Below are 20,323 nucleotides of genomic sequence, written 5' to 3' on the forward strand. Positions count from 1 at the left end.
CCGTGCTTTGCGGTTGGTTCAGAGGGGGGCGGGGCAGGGGGTCAGGTGTTGGGCCACCTGGCCAGGGCGGAGCCCTCGGGCACCCTCTCCTGCCCGGCGTCGTAGAAGGCGTTCTCGGCGTCGGTCAGGTCGGAGACGATGTCGGCGATCGCGTCGTAGGCGCCGGAGTCGGCGGTGTCGACGCTGGTGCGGTAGTCGTCGGCTACCGGCGAGGTCCAAACGTCTTCGCTCAGCCCGGCGTCGAAGGTGTCGCTGTACTGGGTGGTGGTGCCCGTGGTGGGGGTGGGCTCCCAGCTGTCCAGGCGGAGTCGCGAGCCCTGCGCGTACTCCAAGACTGCCTGGATCGCCTCCAGCTTGCGGTTGGGCACCATGGGGATGTCCTCGCCGACGGCGGCATCGGCATCGTCGTCGGCGTCGTAGGTGGGGGAGGACGGCATCAGGGCCTCGCTTTCGGCTGCCGCGGTCGGGGCGTGGCGCCCCTGGTAACGATGGGGACAACATACCCTAGAAATCACGCTCCCGTCACAGCGAGACCGGTTCCCGGCCGGTGGTGTGTCCGGGCGGGCTCCCGGCCACACCGCCGGCGGAGTGCCGTTCGGCGTGCCGGGCGCCCGCCCGTCATCGAGATGCTGCCGCTGCTACGCCTTGACCCCGAGCTGGTCCAGCCAGCGGCGTACGCCGTCGGCGTTGATGTTGGCCTCCAGGCGGGTGCCCGGCCTCCAGTCACCGCTGCTGCTCAAGGCGGACAGGTCGCGGGCGCTGGCGCCGACAGGGGAGGAGAATGAGGTGCAGAACGGGATCACAGTCTTGCCCGAGAAGTCATTGTGCTTCACGAAGTCGTTCAGGACCCAGGAGGCCTCGCCCCACCAGATGGGGTAGCCGACCAGCACGACGTCGTAGTCGGCGAAGCCATCGGGGGTGTCCTGCAGCAGCCCCACGTGGCGCAGGCCGTGATCGACGTGCTCGCGCGAGACTCGGCTGCGCGGGTCGTTGTAGTCCAGGTCGGGCTCGGTGTAGGGCTCGGCGGGGGACAGTACGAAGGCGTCGGCTCCGAGCGCCCGCGTAAGCGTCTCGGCAACACGGCGGGTGTGTCCGTGCGCGGAGTAGTGGACGACGAGCGTTCTCGCGCCCGTGCTGTTCTCAGCGGTCATGACGGGTCCCTCCTTTGGGAGTAGATGGGGTAATGATAACGGCGCGGCTGCGTGACGGTAACTGACATCCGCGGCCGCCGGGGCGGCGCCGTCGTCGCCACCCGGAGTCGGGGACGACGACGGCGCTCGCTGTCCGGAAAGAACCCGGACTCAGTGCTTGGGCTCGGGGGAGACGGTGAAGTCCAGGCCCGCATCCTCGGCTGCGGCGACGTCGGCTTCCGCATGGTGCTCGACGGCGAACTCGTTGCGCTGCTTGCCGCGGAAGCCCCAGACGGCGAAGGCGTAACCGACAATGGCGAAGCTCACCAGGATCATGTAGGCCACGCGTGGGTTCAGGCTCATCAGCGACGGGGTGACCGAGGCCGCCAGCGTGGCGACGATCCGGGCGACGAACACGATGTCGCCCTGGGCGGTGGCGCGCACCAGGGTGGGGAAGGACTCCTGCGTCCACACCTTCATGATGCCCTCGAAGGCGAAGGCGCCGCCGAAGCCGTTGATCAGGGAGACGGCGATGTAGCTCCACACGTGGAAGCCTCCGATGATGTAGATGAAGTAGGAGCCCACATAGCAGGCGGCGCCCAGGTAGAAGTAGGGCATGCGTTTTGGTGTGTCTACGATCCGCATGAACCAGAGGCCCCAGATGAAGCCGAGCGGCATCATCAGCAGGCCGATCTGATTGGAGAAGGCGATCTCCATGCCGATGATGTTGTGGTTGATCCAGGTGGTGAACTGGCCGCCGGTGTTCGCCGGGATGTTGACCAGCGCGTAGAAGAAGATCAGCGCGATGAAGGGCCTGAAATAGGGAGGCCGGAGCAGTGTGCCGATGGTCACGCGCTCGGCGCGCACGGTGCCGCTGCCGGACTCTCGCTCGCGGCGGGCGGCCAGCCAGATCTCGGATTCGGGGATGGGTAGGCGCAGCAGCAGTGTGATCAGGGCTACAACAAGGATCTGGCCGTACATGACCTGTCCGCCCAGCCGGCCCCAGTTGCCGACCACGGATCCGGCGACGACCGCGCCAAGGATTCCGCCGGTCCACAGCATGTTGGACAGGCCGATGATCTTGCCGCGGTTCTCGTCCGTGGCGGACTCGGCGATCGTTGCCAGCGAGACCGGTAGATCGGCGCCCGTGCCGAGGCCCACGAGGATGGTGCCGACGAGCAGGATCGGGAAGCTCGGAGCGCAGACCTGGCAGGTCGCTCCCAGAACAATCATGAGCATGGTGGCGGAGAAGACGTGCTTGCGGCCGTAGCGGTCGCCGAGCGGCCCGCCGAACAGGGCGCCGAAGGCGATGCCGAGGGTCAGTGCCGATGAGGCCAGCCCGACCTGGCTGTTGGTGATCCCCAGTGCGTCCTGGTAGATGACCAGAGCGGTGGAGTTGGAGACGATGGCGCAGGCGTCAATGTAGGACGCCATGCCGGAGACAACGCCTACGAACCACGGGTTAGGGGGTTTGCGCGTAGAGACTGCTGTGGACACGTGCTCTCCTTCGAGCATGGGGTGCGGCTTGCTCGGATCGAACCGGCAAGATGGTTGTGGAGCCGACCGCCTTGGCTGTCAGCGACGTATTGAAACGAATCAATCGTTGTCACTGTAGCAGGCCTTGCAGCTTCGTACAAGGATGTGGCGGATCGATTGAATCGATTGATGGTTGCTGTGCGCTGCCGCTCGAGGTGGTGCTCCCCGGGCGACGCGCGGCGGATACTCGTTGCAATGACGCGCCTCGCGGGCTGTTTGGCTCCGCCCTCGCCGCCGACCTGGAATGATGGTCTCGCACGCACGCCGCTGCTTCGCGCGGTCAGGCAGCCGCGTGCGGAGCAAGCGGAGTGACGCTGCCACGCGTCCCCGGCGGAGTGAAGAGCTAAGGAGCGAACATGGCACGTCCCTCGGTGCGTGACGTAGCCGAACGTGCGGGAGTGTCGGTGGGCACCGTCTCTCACGTCCTGAACCATCCGGAGCGCGTCGCCCAGCCAACGATCGACCGCGTGCGCGCCGCCATCGACGAGCTCGGCTTCGTCCGCTCCGAGGCGGCTCGCCGCCTGCGCCACGGCGGCTCCTCTCTGGTGGGCGTGCTCGTCCACGACATCTCCAACCCCTTCTTCACCGAGGCCGCCCGCGGCATTGAGGACCGCCTCCGCGAGGACGGCCGTGTGCCCATGCTCGGCTCCACCGACTCCGATCCCGAGCGCGAGCGCGAACTAATGAGCCTGCTGGCCGGTATGGACGTCCACGGCATGATCGTCACCCCCTCGGCCTCCACCCTCGACAACCTCGCCGTCCTGGCCGGACGCGGAATCCGGGTGGTGCTCATGGATCACCCGCCGATCTCCGCCGAGCTGTCCACCGTGTCCGGGGACGACGTCGCCGGGGCCCGCGCCGCGGCGGCTCACCTGATCGAACTGGGGCACCGCCGCATCGGCTTCGTCAACGGTCCGCTCACCGTGCGGCAGGCCGTCGACCGGCGCGACGGCGTCATTGCCGCGTTGGTCGAGGCGGGCCTAGACCCGGCGGAGGCCCTCGCGGAGATCGAGGCCGTCAGCGGCGGACAGGGATTCACCGCCGACGCCGGCGCCGTCGGAGCGGCCGCCCTCCTTGGAGCCGCCCCCGCACCCACGGCACTGCTGTGCGCCAATGACCAGCTCGCCATTGGCGCGATGCGGGAGGTGCGTCGTCGTGGCCTGAGCATCCCCGACGACGTCGCCATCGTCGGCTATGACGACGTCTCCGTCGCCGCCGAGCTCATCACCCCACTGACCAGCGTGCGCCAGCCCATGCGGGAGATGGGAGCGGCCGCGGCCGACCTGCTACTGGCCAAGGGCGGAGACGTGCAGCACATCGTCTTCCCACCCGAGCTCATAGTGCGCGAGTCCACCGCGGGCGGGCGGCACCGCGCGTGAGCGTCGCCCGACTCGCAAGCGCCGGGAACGATTCGCCCGCCGCAGTGCCGCCCGCGAGCGTGCGACCGGCAGCCAGGCCGACGGCGTCCCTTCGTCATTCACTGGGGACGGGAGAAACGCACCGCAGTGCCGGAGGCCGTCACCATCAGCATGCCGTTGTCGCTGCCGAGGGTCTCATAGTCGATGTCAACGCCGACCACGCCCTCCGCCCCTAGTTCCTGGGCGCGCTGGACCATCTCGGACAGTGCCGTCTCGCGCGCCTGAATGAGCTCGTTCTCGTATGCCTGGGAGCGGCCGCCCACCATGTTGCGGATGCCGGCGGCGAAGTCCTTGAACATGTTGACTCCCGCGATCGTCTCCCCGCACACCACACGCAGGTACTGCGTGACGGGGTAGCCCTCAACGGTGGGAGTGGTGGTCACAATCATCGGTTCTCTCCTGATGCTCGATACTCGCGGCTGGAGACCGGCCAGATGGGCGGTCCCCGCGAGATTGTGCAGCATTGAACCCCTCGGCGGCTCATCCCCGTGGACGATGCGCAGGAGGAACAGCTCAGCCCGGATCAGCCTCCAGGCGCGCCAGGGCCCGGGCATATCCGGTGCCGATCTCCTGCGGGCTCACGGGCACGCCGTCGTAGGACCAGCTCAGCAGGTGGTCGGCGCTGAACCGGCGCGCGCACCGGGAGCAGGAGCTCGGCAGCGCCGGGCGCCGCATCCGGTCGACGGTATGGCCGGCCGGGCAGGTCCCCACCCAGCGCCCGGCCACCCGCGGCGCCTCGGCGCTGACCAGCCGCGCACCACTGGCCCCGATCCGGCGGGCCTCCGCGCGCCACACGGCGTCGTGCCCGTGGGCGGCGCCCACCCGGGCGTGCGCGATCTCGTGCAGCACGGTCTCGCGCACCTCCGACTCGTCATACATCGCCATCAGCTGCCGGGACAGGGTGATGCGCCTACGGGAGTGGTCGGTCTGGCCGGCGCGCCGCCGAGCCCGGTCCAGGGACACCGACCAGTCGCCCACGCCGTGCTCGGCCATCAGCCGCCGGGCCAGCAGAAGCACCTCGGGCAGGTTCACGCCCCAAGCCTAGACGATCGCATCCGCCGCCCGGCTGAGCGCCATTGCCGCCCCTGCGGGCGGAGACCTGCCGGAACTGGCTGCGTGTGACGGGCCGGGCTGTGGCAGCATTACTGCAATGTCACCCCCCGCCGCCCGGCCGACGCGCCGCTCCCCACAAGGCGCACCGCGCCGCACCGCCGCAGACCACCGCACGAGCCCGAACCGGCGGCGTGCACCGGCGTCCGCCCGCGGCACCCGGCTGGCCAATGCGGCACGCGCCGGGGCGCGCTCCCCCGCTACGCGTCCCTCCGGCGGCAGACGCGGACGGCGCAGGTCCCGTCGTGCCGGTCCCGTGCGCATCTTCCTCAGCTCGTTCCTGATCACGCTGCTGCTCGGCCTGCTGGTCATGAACGCCGTCGGCACCGGGTCGGCGCCGCCAGCCCCGACGGCGTTCACCGAGCCCGACCCCATCGGCCGTGACATGACCGGCTTCGATGCCGCCCACATCATTGACGACGACGTCTTCTACGACTCGACCACCATGACGGCCGCCGATGTGGCCGCATTCATCGACACGGTCAACGCCGGCTGCCAGGCGGGCACGGACGGGACCCCCTGCCTTGCCGACGCCACCTTCGACACCGAGGACCGCGAGGCCACCACCGCCTGCCCCGGAGGATACGCGGCCGCGTCCGGGGAGACGGCCGCGGCGATCATCTCCAAGGTGGCCGACTCCTGTGACATCAACCCCCGCGTGCTGCTCGTGCTGCTGCACAAGGAGCAGGGGCTGCTGACCGCGTCAGGGCCCAGTCTGACCGCCCGCCGCTACGAGGCTGCCGCCGGCTACGCCTGCCCCGACGGGCAGGAGTGCGACGCCGAGTACGCCGGCTTCTTCCGGCAGGTATACGGAGCCGCCTCCCAGTTCCAGACCTACCGGCTCGACCCGGACGGATTCCAGGTGGTCGCGGGCACGACCACGCAGCTGGCCTACTCGCCCAACTCGCAGTGCGGAGCCGGTGAGCTGACTGCCTCCAACCAGGCGACTGCGGGCCTGTACAACTACACGCCCTACCTGGCCAATGCGGCGGCGGCCGACGGCGGCGACGACTGCACCAGCTGGGGCAACTGGAACTTCTACGGCTACTACCGGGTGCTCTTCGGCGATCCGACCCCGTCGACCGCTCAGTGACTCGGCGCGAACCACCGCCTGGCATGGCAATGGCCACCGGGCGCGCCGGTAGGCCGGGACTCGGCAACGTGTGAGGATTACCTGCATGGAGTGGCACCCGGTGCTGACGACTGCGTGGGTCGTCCTGGAGTACGTGATCAAGTTCGTGGCGCTGGGAACAGTCCCGGAGAACCGGCGCCCGTCGTCGTCGACCGCCTGGCTGCTGCTGATCTTCCTGCTCCCCGTCGTCGGGCTGCCCCTGTACGTGTTCCTGGGCAGCCCCTGGGTGCACGGCAAGCGCTACCAGCAGCAGCTGGAGGCCAATGCCGCCGTTAACGAGTTCACCGCGGACATGCCGGATGCGCCCGCCGGTGCGCGCCCCTCGTCCCACCTCGGGTCGATCGTTCGAATGAACCGCAGGCTCACCGGCCTGCCCTGCGTCACCGGTGAGGTCGTCGCCCTGCACGCGGACTCCGCCGAGACCTACACGGCCATGGCCCGCCTCATCGACGCCGCCCAGCATCACGTGCACGTCGAGTTCTACATCCAGAGCTGGGACGAGGTGACCGACGTCTTCTACTCCGCGCTCGCGCGGGCCGCGGCCCGCGGCGTGACCGTGCGCCTACTGGTGGACCACCTCGGCTCGCGCAAGTACCCCGGCTGGAAGGACTTCGGCAGGCGGCTTTCCGAGGCCGGAATCAAATGGCGACTGATGATGCCACTGCTGCCTCACAAGCGGCGCTTCCGGCGACCCGACCTGCGCAACCACCGCAAGGTCCTCACCATTGACGGAGAGCGCGCCTTCATCGGCTCGCACAACATCATCGACCCCACCTACCGGCTGCGCTCCAACATCCGTGCCGGGCGCACCTGGGCGGACCTGTCGGTGGAGGTCACTGGCGACATCGTCGTCGAGGCGGAGACGGTGTTCGCGATGGACTGGTTCTTCGAGTCCGGCGAGGTCCTGCAGGTCCAGGATGCACTTCCTGGCGCGCCGGATGTGACCGAGGTGCTGGAACGGCGTTCCCCGGTCGGCACGTCGGCTCCGCAGCCCGGACGCCCCGACGCCGTCGTCAACGCCATGCAGCTGGTGCCCTCCGGCCCGGGCTACCCCACCGAGCCGAACCTGCGCATGTTCCTGTCCCTGATCCAGAACGCCACCCGGCGCGTATCCATTACAAGCCCCTACTTCATTCCCGACGAGGCGCTGCTGGCCGCCATGACCACTGCGGCCTACCGGGGAGTGGACGTCGAGCTGTTCGTCGGCAAGGAATCCGACCACCTGATCGTCAACCACGCCCAGCGCTCCTACTATGGGGCTCTGCTCGCCGCCGGAGTGCGCATCTTCCGCTACCCGGCGCCCACAGTCCTGCACGCCAAGTACATGACCGTGGACGGCGAGGCCGCAGTGATCGGCAGCGCCAACATGGACTTCCGGTCCTTCGCCCTGAACTACGAGCTGATGCTGCTCGCATTCGGCGGCGACCTGGATGACCTGCTGCGCGAGAACGACGCCTACTACCGGCGCGTGTCCACCGAGCTCACCGCCGCGGAGTGGGCCAAGGAGCCCCGGTGGCGGCGCTACATCGACAACGTCTGCCGCCTGGTCTCCGCCGTCCTGTAACAGCTCCTCGCGACGGCCCCGCGTGCATTCCCCATCGAGGTCGGTCAAAATAACCATCGAGGTCGGTCGACGTTACCGTCGAGGTCGGTCGAAGTGGCGGCGCCGCCTCGCCTGCTCCCGGTCGGCCGAAGGCTCCGGCGCCGCCCACCAGACCTCACCCGGGTGCGATATCACTTCCGCGCGTCCGACTCCCAGCCCGTGAGCTCCGCGAAGTAGGCGTCACGCCGTCTATGCCTGCTTGTCCGTTGCCCGCGCTCGTCCGGTCTGGAACCATGGGGCCATGGCAAGGCGCTGGCAGATCATCAGGGTGGAGCTGGTCTCCGGGCGTGGGCAGGTGTTCATGCCGCCGCCGGGACGGGACCTGATACTCCCGCCGTCGACCACCTTTGAGGAGCTCGGGCTCGCAATCGACCAGGCGCTGGCCCGCTGGGACCTGGCGCACCTGCGTGAGTTCGCGCTGGCGGACGGCACCCGGGTGGTCGAGGACCGGGTGGAGACGGCGGATTTCAGCGGCTTCGTGGGGCCCCTGCTGGACAAGCTGCTTGAGCAGACGAAGAAGGTCAAGGCATACGCGCAGGTCGGCGACGTCTTCCGCTACGTGTTCGACCTCGGCGACGACTGGACCTGCCGTTGCACGGTCACGGGGCTGGGCGATCCCGAGCGGTTGTACGGCATCGTCCCCGATACGCCCGTCGTGTTCTGGGGCTGGGGCAGCCTGCCGGACCAGTACGGGCGCACCCGCCCGGACGACGGAGCCGCCGACGGCGAGCAGCCCGACGCCCGCCGGCAGGCGCAGGAGGAGCAGGAGGTGCTGCGCTTCGTCGCGGAGTTCGGGCGGGGAAAGCCAGCCTTCGTAGAGCTGGGCGCGCTGCGCGCGGCGGACGCGAGCGGCGACGCGCGTGCCGTGCTGGACGCGCTGATCGCCGTCGACGTCGAGCCCGCGCTGCAGCAGGTGGGGCAGGCGCTGGCGCACGTCTGGGACGCCGGAGCCGCTCCCGGGGCCGGGCGGCCGCGCGGCCGGCTCCGCGACGACCTGATCGCGCTCACTCTGGCGCTGGCGGGCAGGCTGAATGTGCGCGACGCCCCCGGTGACGCGCTGCTGAGCAAGGCGCTGCTCGCGCGCGCTCGCGGGGAACAGCCCGAAGGGGACCCACTCCCGGTGGACCTCGAGGTGCTCGCCGACACCATGGCCTCCTACGGGGATGCCGCCGACGGCGCATACCTCGACCTCGACACCGGCCAGGTGCTGCCCGCCGACCTCGTCGACCAGACCGGCCGGCACGGGGCGGGCGCCTCGGGCCTGGAGGAGGGGATTGAGGAGCTCGACGTCGAGCCCGGGCACCGCTGGGAGCGGATCGATGGCGGCGGGCGGCGGGAGCAGGGCGCCGAACGGCGGGCCTTCATCGACTACCTCAACGCCCCGACCATCGGGCGCCAGGCGAACATCGACGCCGCCGACGCGCTGCGTCAGGCCCTCGACCAGCGTGGCGGCAACCGGCGGTTCCACGACGCGCTGGGGGAGCTCGGCCTCGTCGACCAGTGGCTGGCGTTCCGCGACGACCGCCGCTGGGGCCGGGCCCGCGTGGAGTTGGCCTCCCACGGGCTGCGGCCCGTGCGGCCGCAGCGGCCGTGACTGCGACCGGTCTCGGCATGCTACTGCTGCCGGTCTGAGCACATCACTTGATGCCGGTTTCGGTACCGGGGACGGCAAGGCGGCCGGGTAAGGCGGAATAGTCAGACGGGCGGGCTAGCAGACCGGGTCAGGCGCGGGCGCGTAACCAGGTCAGCACCGCGCGCACCCGCCGGTTGCCCTGATCGGGCGGCAGATCCAGCTTGGCGAAGATGTTCGCCACATGCTTGGCCACGGCGCCGTCGGACAGCACCAGCCGCTCGGCCACCTGCGGGTTGGACAGCCCCTCCGCCATCAGGGCGAGTACCTCCTGCTCACGCGGAGTCAGCCGCGCCAGGGCGGTGTGCTGCTTGCCCGACCCGGGGGTTCCGGCCGCCGCGCCGCGCCCGCCGCCGTGCTCGTACCGATCGATGCGGGGGAGTGCGCTTCCAGCATCAGCGGATGGTGCGGCATTGTCGGCGTGCATGAGTCGGGCGAGCACCTCCGGGTCGACCACCACCCCGCCGGCGGCCACCACCTCCAGGCTGCGCATGAAGTCGCTGACCCGGCCGACTCGCTCCTTCAGCAGGTAGCCGACCCCGCCCGCGGCGGCGTCCGGCCCGTCGAGCAGCTCGCGCAGATACGGGCCGGCCACATACGCGGACAACACGATCACGGGCAGTCCCGGGTGGGCGGTGCGCAGGTCGATGGCCGCGCGCAGGCCGTCGTCGGTGCCGGTGGGAGGCATGCGCACATCGGTGACGACGACGTCGGGCAGCGCCCCCGCCGCGGCCAGCCGCTCGACCTCCTCCCGCAGGGCGTCGGCGTCGGCCACCTGGGCCACCACCTCGTACCCGGCCGCGATGAGCAGCCCGGCCAGGCCCTCGCGCAGCAGGGCGGCGTCGTCGGCGAGCACGATCCTCATGGGCACATCCTGCCGTAGACGGCGGTCCGGCAAGGCGGGCGCCCGCGGCGCGGGGCGCGCCGACTGCACCCACTCGGATGAATCAGTCCTGCGCCCACGGTGGGGTGAGCGGGGCGCTCACCGTCAGCCTGGTGCCGGCGCCCGAGGGCGAATCGATCTCCAGGCGTCCTCCGATGGACTCCATTCGTTGCGCCATCCCCGCCAGGCCAGTGGCCCCGGGCACGTGCGGAGCGGCGCCGCCCACGCCGTCGTCGGCGATGATTACGGTCAGTCCCCTTGCGGTCGCCGTCAGCTCGACCCGGGCCCGCGCATCGGGCCCGGCGTGCTTAGCCGCGTTGGTGAGCGCTTCGGCGACCGCGAAGTAGACGGTGGTCGCCACCGGGGAGGTGATGGCCGCCAGGTCGGCCTCCTCCCCGACGACTGCCACGGCGGTGGGCAGGGGCGCGCGCCCGGCCAGGTCGCGCAGCGCTGGGATCAGGCCGCGCTCGGTCAGGATCGCCGGACGGATGCCCTGGACGGTCTCCCGCAGACTGCGCAGCACCGCCTCCGCCTCCTCCTGTGCGGCGCGGATATCCGCACGCAGTGTCGCGAGCGCCGCGACCCGGGCGGAGTCGTCGACACGTGCCAGCTGGTCGGCGTGCAACTCTGCCGCGCCCAGGCGCATGGACAGGGAGACGAGCCGCTGCTGGGCGCCGTCGTGCAGGTCCCGCTCGATGCGGGCGCGCTCGGCGTCGAAGGCATCTATGAGCGTGGCCCGGCTGGAGTGCAAGTGCCCCACCTCGGCGGCCAGCGCCGCCAGACGCGCGTCGTCGTCGGGGCGGGAAAGCGCCTCTGTCATGCGACAACGCAGCCGGCTCAGTGCCGTCAGCAGGACCAGCAGCAGCCCGAGGCCGACCAGCGCGATCGGTTCCATCCACCAGATCTGTCCGAAGGATGTGGCCGTTCGTGACCACCCGGGCAGATCAGAGAATGTCAGCTCAATCGGCTGCTCGGGCGAGACGGTGAAGGGCGAGACCGCCAGGACGCCGACCAGCGCCCCACCCATGCCGGTGATGAAGAAACTGACGGCGCTGAGCAGGGTCCCGCCCAGAACCAGGGGGACGTCCTGCTTCCAGAAGCCGGCATGAGCGATGCGGCCCAGCAGCCACGCCCGCCGCCCCACCCCGGTCGGCAGCGCGCTTGGTGCATTCGCGCCGGCAATGCGGGCGAGCGCCCGGTCGGCCTCGGCCAACAGCGGGATGGTCAAGTGAAAGCCCAACAGCAGCGGAATCGCGACGATCGCGAGGGGGAGAAACGCCGCCGCGTGGACCAGTTCGGCGAGTATCGGCAGCGCGCGGCCTCGCCCGCGGCGGGTGCTCGCGGCGTCGGCAGCGGCGGGGAACTTACCGCCGGTGCGGGCGGCCCCGGTGTTGGCGGGGTCGGCTGTGGTGGGCATGTGTAGACCCTACGGTCACGGACCGCGCCGCACACGGGTGCCAGCACCCGCTTGCGGGGTGGCCCTGACACTACCGGCCGGCCCGCACACGGGTGCCAGGGCCAGTGACCCGGCGGTGGAGGGCCGGGTTTCATAACCGCCATGACCCCTTCCACCGATCCCGTCGGTGCGGCGGCCGAGCCGGTCGCCGCACCGGCCGCACACACGCCCGACTCCGCGCCCACAGCCGCCGGCCCGCATGCCGTCCGGAGTGGCGTCCCGGCGATCGACGTGACCGCACTCAGACGCGTCTTCACTCTGCCCGGCCGGCGCCGCACCGCCGTCACCGCCGTCGACGACGTCGCCCTGCACCTGCCGCCCGGAACCTTCACCGCCCTGGTGGGCGCCTCCGGCTGCGGGAAGTCGACCCTGCTGCAGTGCGTGGCCGGCCTGGACCGTCCCACCGCCGGCACCGTGCGACTTCTGGGCACTGACACCACCGCCCTGCGCCCTAAGGAGGCGGCCGGCTTTCGGGCCGACCACGTCGGCTTCATCTTCCAGGACGACAACCTCATCTCCGCCCTGTCCGCCCGCGACAATGTCGCCCTGCCCGGGCGCCTGCGCCGCCGTCCGCTGCCGCGCGCCACCGTCGACGACGCGCTGGAGCGCCTCGGACTGAGCGGTCAGGCCCGGCATCTGCCCCATGAACTCAGCGGAGGGGAGCGGCAGCGGGTCGCCATCGCCCGTGTACTGGCGTCCCGGCCGGACGTGGTGTTCGCCGACGAGCCCACCGCCGCCCTCGATGTCGCCGCCGGCGCGGACGTACTGGACTGGCTGCGAGAGTTGACCGCGCTGGGCACCACCGTGCTCATGGTCACTCACGACGCCTCCGCGGCGGCCCGCGCCGACGAGGTCCTGGTCATGTCGGCGGGGCGGCTCGCGGCCGCCATGCCGGGCGGCGATGCCGACGCCGTCGCCCGCGCCGTCCTGCGCACCCGCCGGGGAGGTGAGGGGCGGTGATCCGGCTGTTGCTCGCCGACCTGCGGCACCACGCCTCCTCCTGGACCTGGACCTGCGTGGTCGCGGTGGCGGCCGGGGCGTGCGTATCCGGGCAGTTCATGGCCATGCGCGGCTCGCTCCTGTCTGCGGCCGCGGCCACCGGCGTGGACCGCTGGGGCGTGTCCATCAGGGCCGGTATGACCGACGCCGCCCACACGGTCAGCGCCTTCATCATCGCCGCCGTGGTCATGGCGACGGCGGCGGTGCTCACGTCAACGGCGGCACTCGTCATCGCCCAGCATCAGCGCGACCATGGGCTGTGGCGGGCACTGGGGATGCGCCCGGGGATGCTACGCGCGATCCTGCTCGGCCAACTCGGCGTCGTCGGCGCCCTGGGATCGCTGGGCGGCGGGGTGCTCGGCTGGCCGGTCGCCCGCATGATGGTGCCGCTGCTGATAGATCAGGAGGTGGCCCTGCCCGGGACTAGGGCGCAGTGGGAGCCGGGCGACCTGATTTGGACCGCGCTGGTGGTTGCCGGGGGCGTGATGCTTGGCGGCTGGGGCGCTGCGCGGCGGGCCGCCCGGGCCACTGAAGTGGAGTTGATCGCGGGCCGTGCCGCAGGGACCACCTGGAGCCTGCGGCGCGTGCTCGGGGTACTGGTCAGGCTGGGGCTGATCGGCGGGTTCGCGACCGGAGTAGCCGCTGCGGCGGTGGCGGCGGACCGCTCCGGGGCGATGACCGACGAGGCCGTCAACGCCGCGATCCTGGGGTCTTTCAGCACATTGGGGCTGGTGTGCATGCTCGCTCCGTGGCTGGTGCCGGTGATCGAGCGTGCGTTCGGGCTGCTGCCGGCGCGGGGCCCCGCCTGGATGGTGGCCACCAGGACGGCGTCGTTGCACTCGCGCCGTTCCTCGGCCACGGTGCTGCCGTTCCTGGTGGCGATCGGCCTGGTGGCGGTGATGTTCGGCGCTGTGCGCGCCGGGCTCGGCAGCATGCGTCTGTCCGGTTTTCTGTCCATGTTCGGTCTGGCCCTGGTGACTGCCTGGACTGGTGGAGTGGCAGTGATCGCCATGAGTGCGAGCAGCAGGCGTCGTGACGCGGCGCTGCTGGAGGCTGCCGGCGCTCGGAAGCGCACGGTGCTCGGGGCGCAGGTCCTGGAGGGTGTGCTGCACGCCGGCGGCGCTGTGGCGCTCGGCCTGGTCGTCTCGGTGATCACCGGCGCCTTCATGGCGGCCGCTTCCGGTGCGGGTGTACTCGCCACGATCGGGCGGGGACCGTGGGCGGAGCTGGGCACAGTGGGAGGGCTGACGTTGGCGACGACCTGCGTGTCTGTGGTCATGTCCGCGCGGGCAGGCCGGGAGCCAACCGTGGCGCAACTTCTCCGCGCGCGGGACTGAGCCGGAGCGGCCTCCGGAGTCGCCAGCATGGCCGGACGAACTCCTGGGCGGGAGGATAAGCTCAGGAGTCACCGACCTCGTCCAGATACTGGGCGCGAGCCTTCATAGCGTGGATCACAAGCTCGTAACCGTCGTCAAAGATGAGTACCACGAGTTCCAGCAGGCCCCCGGAGCGGTCGGCGCCGATCATCAGCCAGCGGCGCGGGTCGTCCTCATCGTCGAGGGGGCGAGAATTGAGGACATGGGCCACGGCGTACTGGACGGCGTCGTCGTCGAGACGATCTCGTCGGTAGTGCCTGCGTGCGGAACGGTGTATGTCAGGCAACGTGGGCCCACTCGCGCACAGCGGCACGGATGGCCTCCGAGCGTGTGATGATTCCCGGCCGTCGAACGCGCAGACCGATGGCGGCTCCGAAGCCTCTGCCGGTCGGTGGCTGCGGGATCGCCGTAAGCGCGCGGGGTGTCCGCGTGGCGCGTGGTGCTTCCAACGCTGCCTGTGGACTTCGGCGCCCGGGGAAAGGACTGGTTCTGCGCTGGGGCGGGTGGGGAGAGTCGACGGCGTCGTGCCGCATTCCACGACCTTGGGGTACGTTCCACGACCATCCGGGGGTCGTGGAACGTACCCCAAAGTCGTGATTTGCAGGCGGCGGATCCGCGCCGGACGGCCGCCTGAAACCGCTCGGTGGACCTTCGATAGGCTCTGCTGCCATGAACGACGCCGCACGCACAAGTTTGCTCTCCTGGTTATTCGGCCGCCGCAAGTCGAAGACTACGTCGGCACCGACGCCGATGGCCGGCGGGGTGTCTGCCGCCGGTGCCGGACCCGGTGCAAGTGCGGCAGCTGCGAGCGTGCCCGCGGAGGCAGACGCCAGCCTCGTTACAGCCGAAGTATCTGTCGAAGAACTGGCCTTCATTTTCTTCGACCAACCGCTTGCGGCGGTCAAGGCCTACCGCGAGCGCACCGGGGCTGACCTCAAGACTGCCAAAGCCGCGGTCGACGCCGCAGCCGCCGAAGTCGCCGCGGGCCACTTCCCGGCCGTCGCCTCGCGGGCTGCCGGACCCGCTTCCTCCTTCCCGCCGCCGAGCTCGCAGGAGACCGAGCTGGTGGTAGCCGGAAAGCCGATCGCGGCGATCAAGGCCTACCGCGAGCGCACCGGGGCAGACCTGAAGACCGCCAAGGCCGTCATGGATACGGTAAGCGGTAAGTGATTTCCCACCGGGCCGACGGCGTTTCCGCGTCGTCGAAGGCGGAACCGCATGCTCGGCCGGCGATGTTATTGGTGCTGGTCTCAGTAGGTCACTTACGCTGACCTCGGCATGCCACTTCGACCGACCTCGACGGTTATTTCGACCGATCTCGACGGTTACTTCGACCGATCTCGGTGGGCTGGAGGGGTTGCCGGGCGGCCCGGTGGGTCGGCGTCACACCTTGGCGAGCAGCTTGCCGATGCGCTGCACGCTGACCTTGCGGGCGGTGCCGAGCGTCTGGGCGAACAGGCTCACGCGCAGCTCTTCGATCAGCCAGCGCGCCTCGACCAGTACGGCTTCCCGCTCGGGATCCGTCGGTAGCGCCGCGGCCCGGGCCCGGGCATCGGCCAACAGCCGCTCGGCCTGCTCCACCTGGTAGGCCAGCGCCGTATCCTGGCTGGGGGAGGACTCCGCCTTACCCACGCGCATTGCCAGCGCTTGCAAATAGCGGGGCAGGTGCCGCAGCTGCTCCGGCGGGGTGTCGGCGATGAAACCGTCGTACACCAGTGCCGCCGCATGCTCGCGCACCTGCTGCAGCGTATTCAGCAGCGCCAATGAGGTGTGGGTCGACACCTCCCGCTCGACCTCCCGCTGGGCGGCGAGCGTCTTGGCGGACACCTGCGCCACGCGGTAGACCTCGTCCTCCAGCTCCTGACGCATGGTGGCCACCAGCTGCTCGAACACGGTCTGCTCCCGCACACCGGCCAGGGGTGTGTGCCGCGCCGCGGCCCACCGGCCGGCGACCACCCGCGCGGCCGTCAGCTGCATGTCCTCCACCAGTGCCTCGGTGCTCCGATAGGGGCTGGCCGCCAACGTCAGCGTCTCCGTGGGGTTCCACCGGGAGGTGATGCGGGCCGTGGGCAGGGCGGTACGCGCCAGCGCCAGCGCCGTCACCCCGGCGCCGTGCGCGCGCTCCTGGGCGACGGCGTCGGGCAGGATCCGCAGATCCGCACGCCGCGCCCCCACAGCCACCAGCGCCGGGTAGCCGCGCACCACCAGGCCGGCCGTGCCCGGGGTCTCGATCGTTGCCGGAATCGTGGAGCGCTCCGGGCCCTCCAGGCCGGTGACGCCCTTGGGCCAGTCCGTCAGCCCCGCACGCTCCGCCAGGCCCGGCCCGACGGCGCGGGTCCCCCTGCCGTCCGCCGCGGACGTGACCCCGCCCTGGTTCCGTGGCGCGACCGTGCCCGCAGCGACGCCGCCCTGGCTGCGGCGCTTGCCGCGCCCGCCGCGACGCCGCCCCTGGGAACGCTGCGCATCGGCCATGGCCTGGGCGATGGCGCCATGCACGGCGTCGCGCACGGCCGCCTCGGTGCGCCCGGCCTGGCGGCGCTGCAACACCACCAGGTCCTTATCCCGGTCCAGTTCCCGGCCGGCCCCATCCACGGCCACGAAGGCCATGCGCAGGTGCGCGGGCAGCCGCGCGGCGGCCTCCTCCCAGTCGGCCTCGGTGATCTCCACCTGCCGCAGGCGCGCCACCGCCTCCGTGAAGGCCTCCCGGAAGGGAACTTCCGGCGCCGACGGCGCCCCCGCGCCTCCGGCCGCACCGGGGACGTCCCGGCGGATCTCCTCCCACACCTGAGCCCCGACGTCGGGCGCCGGCACCAGGGTCCGGCGCACCCGCTTGGGCAGGGCACGGATGGTGGCCACCACGAGCTCGGGGCGCAGCCCCGGCACCAGCCAGTCGAATCCCGTCGGCTCCAGGCGCCCCAGCACCTCCACCGGAACCAGCACACTCACGCCGTCGCCCGGGGTGCCCGGCTCGAAGACGTACTCCAGGCCGAGCGTGAGGTCGCCCTGCACCCAGGCGTCGGGGTAGCCGGCGGTGTCGTCCCCGCCGGGCAGCAGCAGCTCGCGGGTGAAATCGAACAGGTCCGGACGGTTGCGGCGCTCGCGCTTCCACCAGGCGTCGAAGTCGTTCGCCCCATAGACGTCGTCGGGCAGGCGGTCGTCGTAGAAGTCGAACAGGGCCTCGTCGCCGGCCAGCAGCCCGTGCTCGCGGCGCCGCTGCTCGACGTCGGCCAGCTCCTCCAGCAGCGCCCGGTTGCGCTCCACGAAGCCGTGGCGGGCGTGCCAGCCGCCCTCCACCAGCCCGGAGCGAATGAACATCTCCCGCGCCAACTCGCGCGCGTCGGCGGTGCCGACCGAGGCGAGCGTGGCCGGGCGGTCGGCCACCAGGGTCATCCCGTACAGCAGCAGCTTCTCGTGCACCATGGCGGCGCCGCGGCGCGTGGACCAGTACGGCTCCCCGTACACCCGGTGCAGCAGCCCGGCCGCCCCGGCCGCCTCCTCGATCCAGCGGGCATCCACCTTGGCGACGGTGCGCGCGAACAGGCGGGAGGTCTCCACCAGCTCCGCCGTCATCACCCAGTCATAGGTCTTGCGGCGCAGACCAGAGCCCGGCCAGACCACGAAGTGGCTGCCGCGCGCCCCCGCATACTCCCGGCGGCGCTCATCCCAGGTGCCCACATTGGACAGCAACCCCACCAGCAGAGAGCGGTGGATGGCGTCCGCGCTGGGTGTGTCCGCGCTGCGCCCCAGGGCGACGACGGCTGCCGCCACATCCCCGTGGGCGATGGTGGCCGCCTGCGTGCCCGGCTCCAGGCCGGCGGCGGCCGCCCGCACAGCGCTCGCGGTGGGCAGGTCCACCGGGGCGGCGGCGAGTCCCAGCGGGCGGGCGAGTTGCCGCAGCTGGTTGTACACGTCCTGCCACTCGCGCACCCGCAGGTAGTGGAGGAACTCGGCGCGGCACATGCGCCGGAAGGCGGAGCCGGACAGGTCGCGCTGCTGGGTGCGCAGGTAGCGCCACAGGTTCAGGTAGGTCAGGAAGTCGCTGGTCGGCTCGGCGAAGCGCCGGTGCAGGGCATCGGCGGCCTCCTGATGGTCGGCCGGGCGCTCGCGCACGTCCTGCATGGACAGTGCTGCCACAATCACCATGACCTCGCTGACGCAGCCGAGTTCACCGGCCTGAAGCAGCATGCGCCCCAGTCGCGGGTCGATGGGCAGCCGGGCCAGGCGCCGACCCACCTCGGTCAGCCGCGGCCCACGGACGCCGTCGCCCCGGCCGCCCCGACGCCGTCGACCGGTTCCGCCGTCGGCCGACTCGATGGCGCCGATCTCGCCGAGCAGCTGGATGCCGTCGCGCACGGCGCGGGCGTCGGGGGCATCCAGGAACGGGAAGTCCTGCACGTCGCCCAGGCCGAGCGCCGCCATTTGCAGAATCACTGAGGCCAGCGAGGTGCGCAGGATCTCCGGCTCGGTATACTCCGGGCGCGACTCGAAGTCGGACCGGGAGTACAGGCGGATGGCGATGCCGTCGGCGACGCGCCCGCACCGTCCGGAGCGCTGGTTGGCGCTGGCGCGGCTGATCGGCTCGATCGGCAGGCGCTGCACCTTGGTGCGGTTGGAGTAGCGGGAGATGCGCGCCAGCCCCGGGTCGATCACGTAGCGGATGCCGGGCACGGTCAGGGAGGTCTCGGCCACGTTGGTGGCCAGCACGATGCGCCGACACGTGTGCGCCTCGAACACGCGGTGCTGCTCGGCGGCAGACAGACGCGAGAACAGCGGCACCACCTCGACCGCGCCGGGGGTGGAGGTGCGCCCGTGCGGGGTGTAGCGCGGGCCCAGGTGGTCGATGAGGGCGGATTCGGTGTCGCGAATGTCCCGCTCCCCGGCCAGGAAGACCAGGATGTCGCCGCTGCCGGCGGCCATGAGCTCGTCGACGGCGTCGAGGATGCCGGTGACCTGGTCGCGCTCGGTCTCCGGCGCGGGTTGCGCCGCCCCGGTGCCCTGCCGTCCCCGGGCGGCGGCGGAGGAACCGGTGGCATCGGCCTCGGCACCGTCGGGGTCGTCGAGGTCGGGCACCAGCGGCCGGTAGCGGATCTCCACCGGGTAGGTGCGCCCGGACACCTCGATCACCGGCGCCGGCACGCGGGCGGGGCCCGGGTGGCTGGAAATGCCGGGGTGGGCGGCAACGTCGGCGCGGCCGCCTCCGGCGCGCGGAGCGTCCTGCGCGCCGGGCGCGGTCTGGCCGAAGTGGGTGGCGAAGCGCGCCGAGTCGATGGTGGCGGAGGTGATGATGACCTTCAGGTCCGGGCGCTGGGGGAGGAGCCGAGCCAGGTAGCCGAGGATGAAGTCGATGTTCAGGCTGCGCTCGTGCGCCTCATCCACGATGATCGTGTCGTAGCGGCGCAGCAGCGGGTCGGACTGAATCTCCGCCAGGAGGATGCCGTCGGTCATGAGCTTGACCAGCGTGTTGGGGCCAGTCTCCTCGGTGAAGCGCACCTGGTAGCCGACCACGCCGTCGGGGCCGATGGGGGTTGCCAGCTCGTAGGCGATGCGCTCGGCCACCGAGCGTGCGGCGATGCGGCGCGGCTGGGTGTGGCCGATCATGCCGGTGATGCCGCGGTCCAGTTCCAGGCAGATCTTGGGCAGCTGGGTGGTCTTGCCGGAGCCGGTCTCCCCGGCCACGATCACCACCTGGTTGTCGCGGATGGCTGCGGCGATCTCCTCCCGGCGGGCGCTGACGGGCAGCTCCTCGGGGTAGGTGATCACCGGGACGGCGGCGCGGCGGGCCTCAATCTGCTCGGGGGTGAAGCCCTGCCACTTGTGTTGGTCGCGCCGCGGGCGCGGGCCCCGGGAACGCCGCCCACGCCTGCCACCGCCGTTGTTGCTGCCGGCCTCAGGGCGGTCAGCGCGCCGGGTTGGTCGCTCGTTGTCACTCATCAGGCCGCCCATTGTCCCCCATCCCTGATCGTCCCCTCCCCTCCCCTCACCGAGGTCGGTAGATCTTACGTGCCGAGGTCGGTAGTTGTTACGTGCTGAGGTCGGTAGTTGTTACGTGC

At 71.1% G+C, this 20,323-nt stretch carries 16 protein-coding genes; 7 read left to right on the forward strand and 9 right to left on the reverse strand.

What is annotated here, in order from left to right; all coding sequences use genetic code 11:
- Positions 1 to 41 precede the first annotated feature (41 nt).
- From E4J16_RS15055 to E4J16_RS02475, 3 genes are all read right to left on the reverse strand, one after another.
- On the reverse strand, positions 42 to 437 hold the full coding sequence (locus E4J16_RS15055) for a hypothetical protein (RefSeq protein ID WP_168709449.1): 396 nt from the start codon (positions 435 to 437) through the stop codon (positions 42 to 44).
- Positions 438 to 638: 201 nt separating this feature from the next.
- Positions 639 to 1,151: a flavodoxin gene (locus tag E4J16_RS02470; RefSeq protein ID WP_136313171.1), complete on the reverse strand. Its 513-nt coding sequence runs from the start codon at positions 1,149 to 1,151 to the stop codon at positions 639 to 641.
- A 150-nt stretch (positions 1,152 to 1,301) separates the two neighbouring features.
- Entirely contained in the window at positions 1,302 to 2,627 is a 1,326-nt protein-coding gene (locus tag E4J16_RS02475) for an MFS transporter (protein WP_275669580.1), read from the reverse strand.
- Positions 2,628 to 3,022: 395 nt separating this feature from the next.
- Here E4J16_RS02475 and E4J16_RS02480 point away from each other — a divergent pair, with 395 nt between their 5' ends.
- Entirely contained in the window at positions 3,023 to 4,045 is a 1,023-nt protein-coding gene (locus E4J16_RS02480; protein WP_136313173.1) for a LacI family DNA-binding transcriptional regulator, read from the forward strand.
- Positions 4,046 to 4,143: 98 nt separating this feature from the next.
- Here E4J16_RS02480 and E4J16_RS02485 read toward each other — a convergent pair whose 3' ends face one another.
- Positions 4,144 to 4,473 carry a putative heavy metal-binding protein gene (locus E4J16_RS02485; RefSeq protein ID WP_136194441.1) on the reverse strand — a complete coding sequence of 110 codons (330 nt, stop codon included), beginning with the start codon at positions 4,471 to 4,473 and terminating at the stop codon, positions 4,144 to 4,146.
- A 124-nt stretch (positions 4,474 to 4,597) separates the two neighbouring features.
- Entirely contained in the window at positions 4,598 to 5,116 is a 519-nt protein-coding gene (locus E4J16_RS02490) for a SprT-like domain-containing protein (protein WP_136313174.1), read from the reverse strand.
- A 118-nt stretch (positions 5,117 to 5,234) separates the two neighbouring features.
- Between E4J16_RS02490 and E4J16_RS02495 the strand changes: the two genes are divergently transcribed.
- The 3 genes from E4J16_RS02495 (at position 5,235) to E4J16_RS02505 (ending at position 9,523) form a co-directional block, all read left to right on the forward strand.
- Positions 5,235 to 6,287, forward strand: a complete 1,053-nt coding sequence (locus E4J16_RS02495; protein WP_240038235.1) for a hypothetical protein — start codon at positions 5,235 to 5,237, stop codon at positions 6,285 to 6,287.
- Between the two features lie 85 nt (positions 6,288 to 6,372).
- Positions 6,373 to 7,890: a cardiolipin synthase gene (gene cls / locus E4J16_RS02500; RefSeq protein ID WP_136194443.1), complete on the forward strand. Its 1,518-nt coding sequence runs from the start codon at positions 6,373 to 6,375 to the stop codon at positions 7,888 to 7,890.
- A gap of 280 nt (positions 7,891 to 8,170) precedes the next feature.
- Positions 8,171 to 9,523 (forward strand): plasmid pRiA4b ORF-3 family protein, encoded by a 1,353-nt coding sequence (locus E4J16_RS02505; RefSeq protein WP_136194444.1) that lies wholly within the window; start codon positions 8,171 to 8,173, stop codon positions 9,521 to 9,523.
- 127 nt (positions 9,524 to 9,650) lie between these two features.
- Here the strand turns inward: E4J16_RS02505 and E4J16_RS02510 are convergent, their stop codons facing one another.
- On the reverse strand, positions 9,651 to 10,424 hold the full coding sequence (locus E4J16_RS02510) for a response regulator transcription factor (protein ID WP_136313175.1): 774 nt from the start codon (positions 10,422 to 10,424) through the stop codon (positions 9,651 to 9,653).
- An 82-nt stretch (positions 10,425 to 10,506) separates the two neighbouring features.
- Entirely contained in the window at positions 10,507 to 11,859 is a 1,353-nt protein-coding gene (locus E4J16_RS02515) for a sensor histidine kinase (RefSeq protein WP_136194446.1), read from the reverse strand.
- Between the two features lie 141 nt (positions 11,860 to 12,000).
- Between E4J16_RS02515 and E4J16_RS02520 the strand changes: the two genes are divergently transcribed.
- Together E4J16_RS02520 and E4J16_RS02525 are read left to right on the forward strand one after the other, a co-directional pair.
- Positions 12,001 to 12,858 (forward strand): ABC transporter ATP-binding protein, encoded by an 858-nt coding sequence (locus E4J16_RS02520; protein ID WP_136313176.1) that lies wholly within the window; start codon positions 12,001 to 12,003, stop codon positions 12,856 to 12,858.
- Positions 12,855 to 14,234 carry an FtsX-like permease family protein gene (locus E4J16_RS02525; RefSeq protein ID WP_136313177.1) on the forward strand — a complete coding sequence of 460 codons (1,380 nt, stop codon included), beginning with the start codon at positions 12,855 to 12,857 and terminating at the stop codon, positions 14,232 to 14,234. The genes E4J16_RS02520 and E4J16_RS02525 overlap by 4 nt, the downstream gene beginning before the upstream one ends.
- A gap of 61 nt (positions 14,235 to 14,295) precedes the next feature.
- Here E4J16_RS02525 and E4J16_RS15580 read toward each other — a convergent pair whose 3' ends face one another.
- On the reverse strand, positions 14,296 to 14,559 hold the full coding sequence (locus E4J16_RS15580; RefSeq protein WP_136194449.1) for a toxin: 264 nt from the start codon (positions 14,557 to 14,559) through the stop codon (positions 14,296 to 14,298).
- Positions 14,560 to 14,942: 383 nt separating this feature from the next.
- Here E4J16_RS15580 and E4J16_RS15585 point away from each other — a divergent pair, with 383 nt between their 5' ends.
- A complete protein-coding gene (locus E4J16_RS15585; protein ID WP_240038236.1) occupies positions 14,943 to 15,443 on the forward strand; it encodes a hypothetical protein in 501 nt (166 codons plus the stop codon).
- A gap of 213 nt (positions 15,444 to 15,656) precedes the next feature.
- On the opposite strand, the gene hrpA is transcribed toward E4J16_RS15585, so the two are convergent.
- On the reverse strand, positions 15,657 to 20,204 hold the full coding sequence (gene hrpA, locus E4J16_RS02540) for an ATP-dependent RNA helicase HrpA (protein ID WP_204519923.1): 4,548 nt from the start codon (positions 20,202 to 20,204) through the stop codon (positions 15,657 to 15,659).
- Positions 20,205 to 20,323 lie beyond the last annotated feature (119 nt).

The sequence above is a fragment of the Actinomyces procaprae genome (assembly GCF_004798665.1).
In the GTDB taxonomy this organism is placed as follows: Bacteria; Actinomycetota; Actinomycetes; order Actinomycetales; family Actinomycetaceae; genus Actinomyces; species Actinomyces procaprae.

Coding starts and splice junctions, on each gene's coding strand:
- E4J16_RS02520 (WP_136313176.1), top strand. CDS start 12,001: ATGACCCCTTCCACCGATCCCGTCGGTGCGGCGGCCGAGCCGGTCGCC.
- E4J16_RS02515 (WP_136194446.1), bottom strand. CDS start 11,859: ATGCCCACCACAGCCGACCCCGCCAACACCGGGGCCGCCCGCACCGGC.
- E4J16_RS02495 (WP_240038235.1), top strand. CDS start 5,235: ATGTCACCCCCCGCCGCCCGGCCGACGCGCCGCTCCCCACAAGGCGCA.
- E4J16_RS02510 (WP_136313175.1), bottom strand. CDS start 10,424: ATGAGGATCGTGCTCGCCGACGACGCCGCCCTGCTGCGCGAGGGCCTG.
- cls (WP_136194443.1), top strand. CDS start 6,373: ATGGAGTGGCACCCGGTGCTGACGACTGCGTGGGTCGTCCTGGAGTAC.
- E4J16_RS02485 (WP_136194441.1), bottom strand. CDS start 4,473: ATGATTGTGACCACCACTCCCACCGTTGAGGGCTACCCCGTCACGCAG.
- E4J16_RS02505 (WP_136194444.1), top strand. CDS start 8,171: ATGGCAAGGCGCTGGCAGATCATCAGGGTGGAGCTGGTCTCCGGGCGT.
- E4J16_RS15585 (WP_240038236.1), top strand. CDS start 14,943: ATGAACGACGCCGCACGCACAAGTTTGCTCTCCTGGTTATTCGGCCGC.
- E4J16_RS15055 (WP_168709449.1), bottom strand. CDS start 437: ATGCCGTCCTCCCCCACCTACGACGCCGACGACGATGCCGATGCCGCC.
- E4J16_RS02470 (WP_136313171.1), bottom strand. CDS start 1,151: ATGACCGCTGAGAACAGCACGGGCGCGAGAACGCTCGTCGTCCACTAC.
- hrpA (WP_204519923.1), bottom strand. CDS start 20,204: ATGAGTGACAACGAGCGACCAACCCGGCGCGCTGACCGCCCTGAGGCC.
- E4J16_RS02480 (WP_136313173.1), top strand. CDS start 3,023: ATGGCACGTCCCTCGGTGCGTGACGTAGCCGAACGTGCGGGAGTGTCG.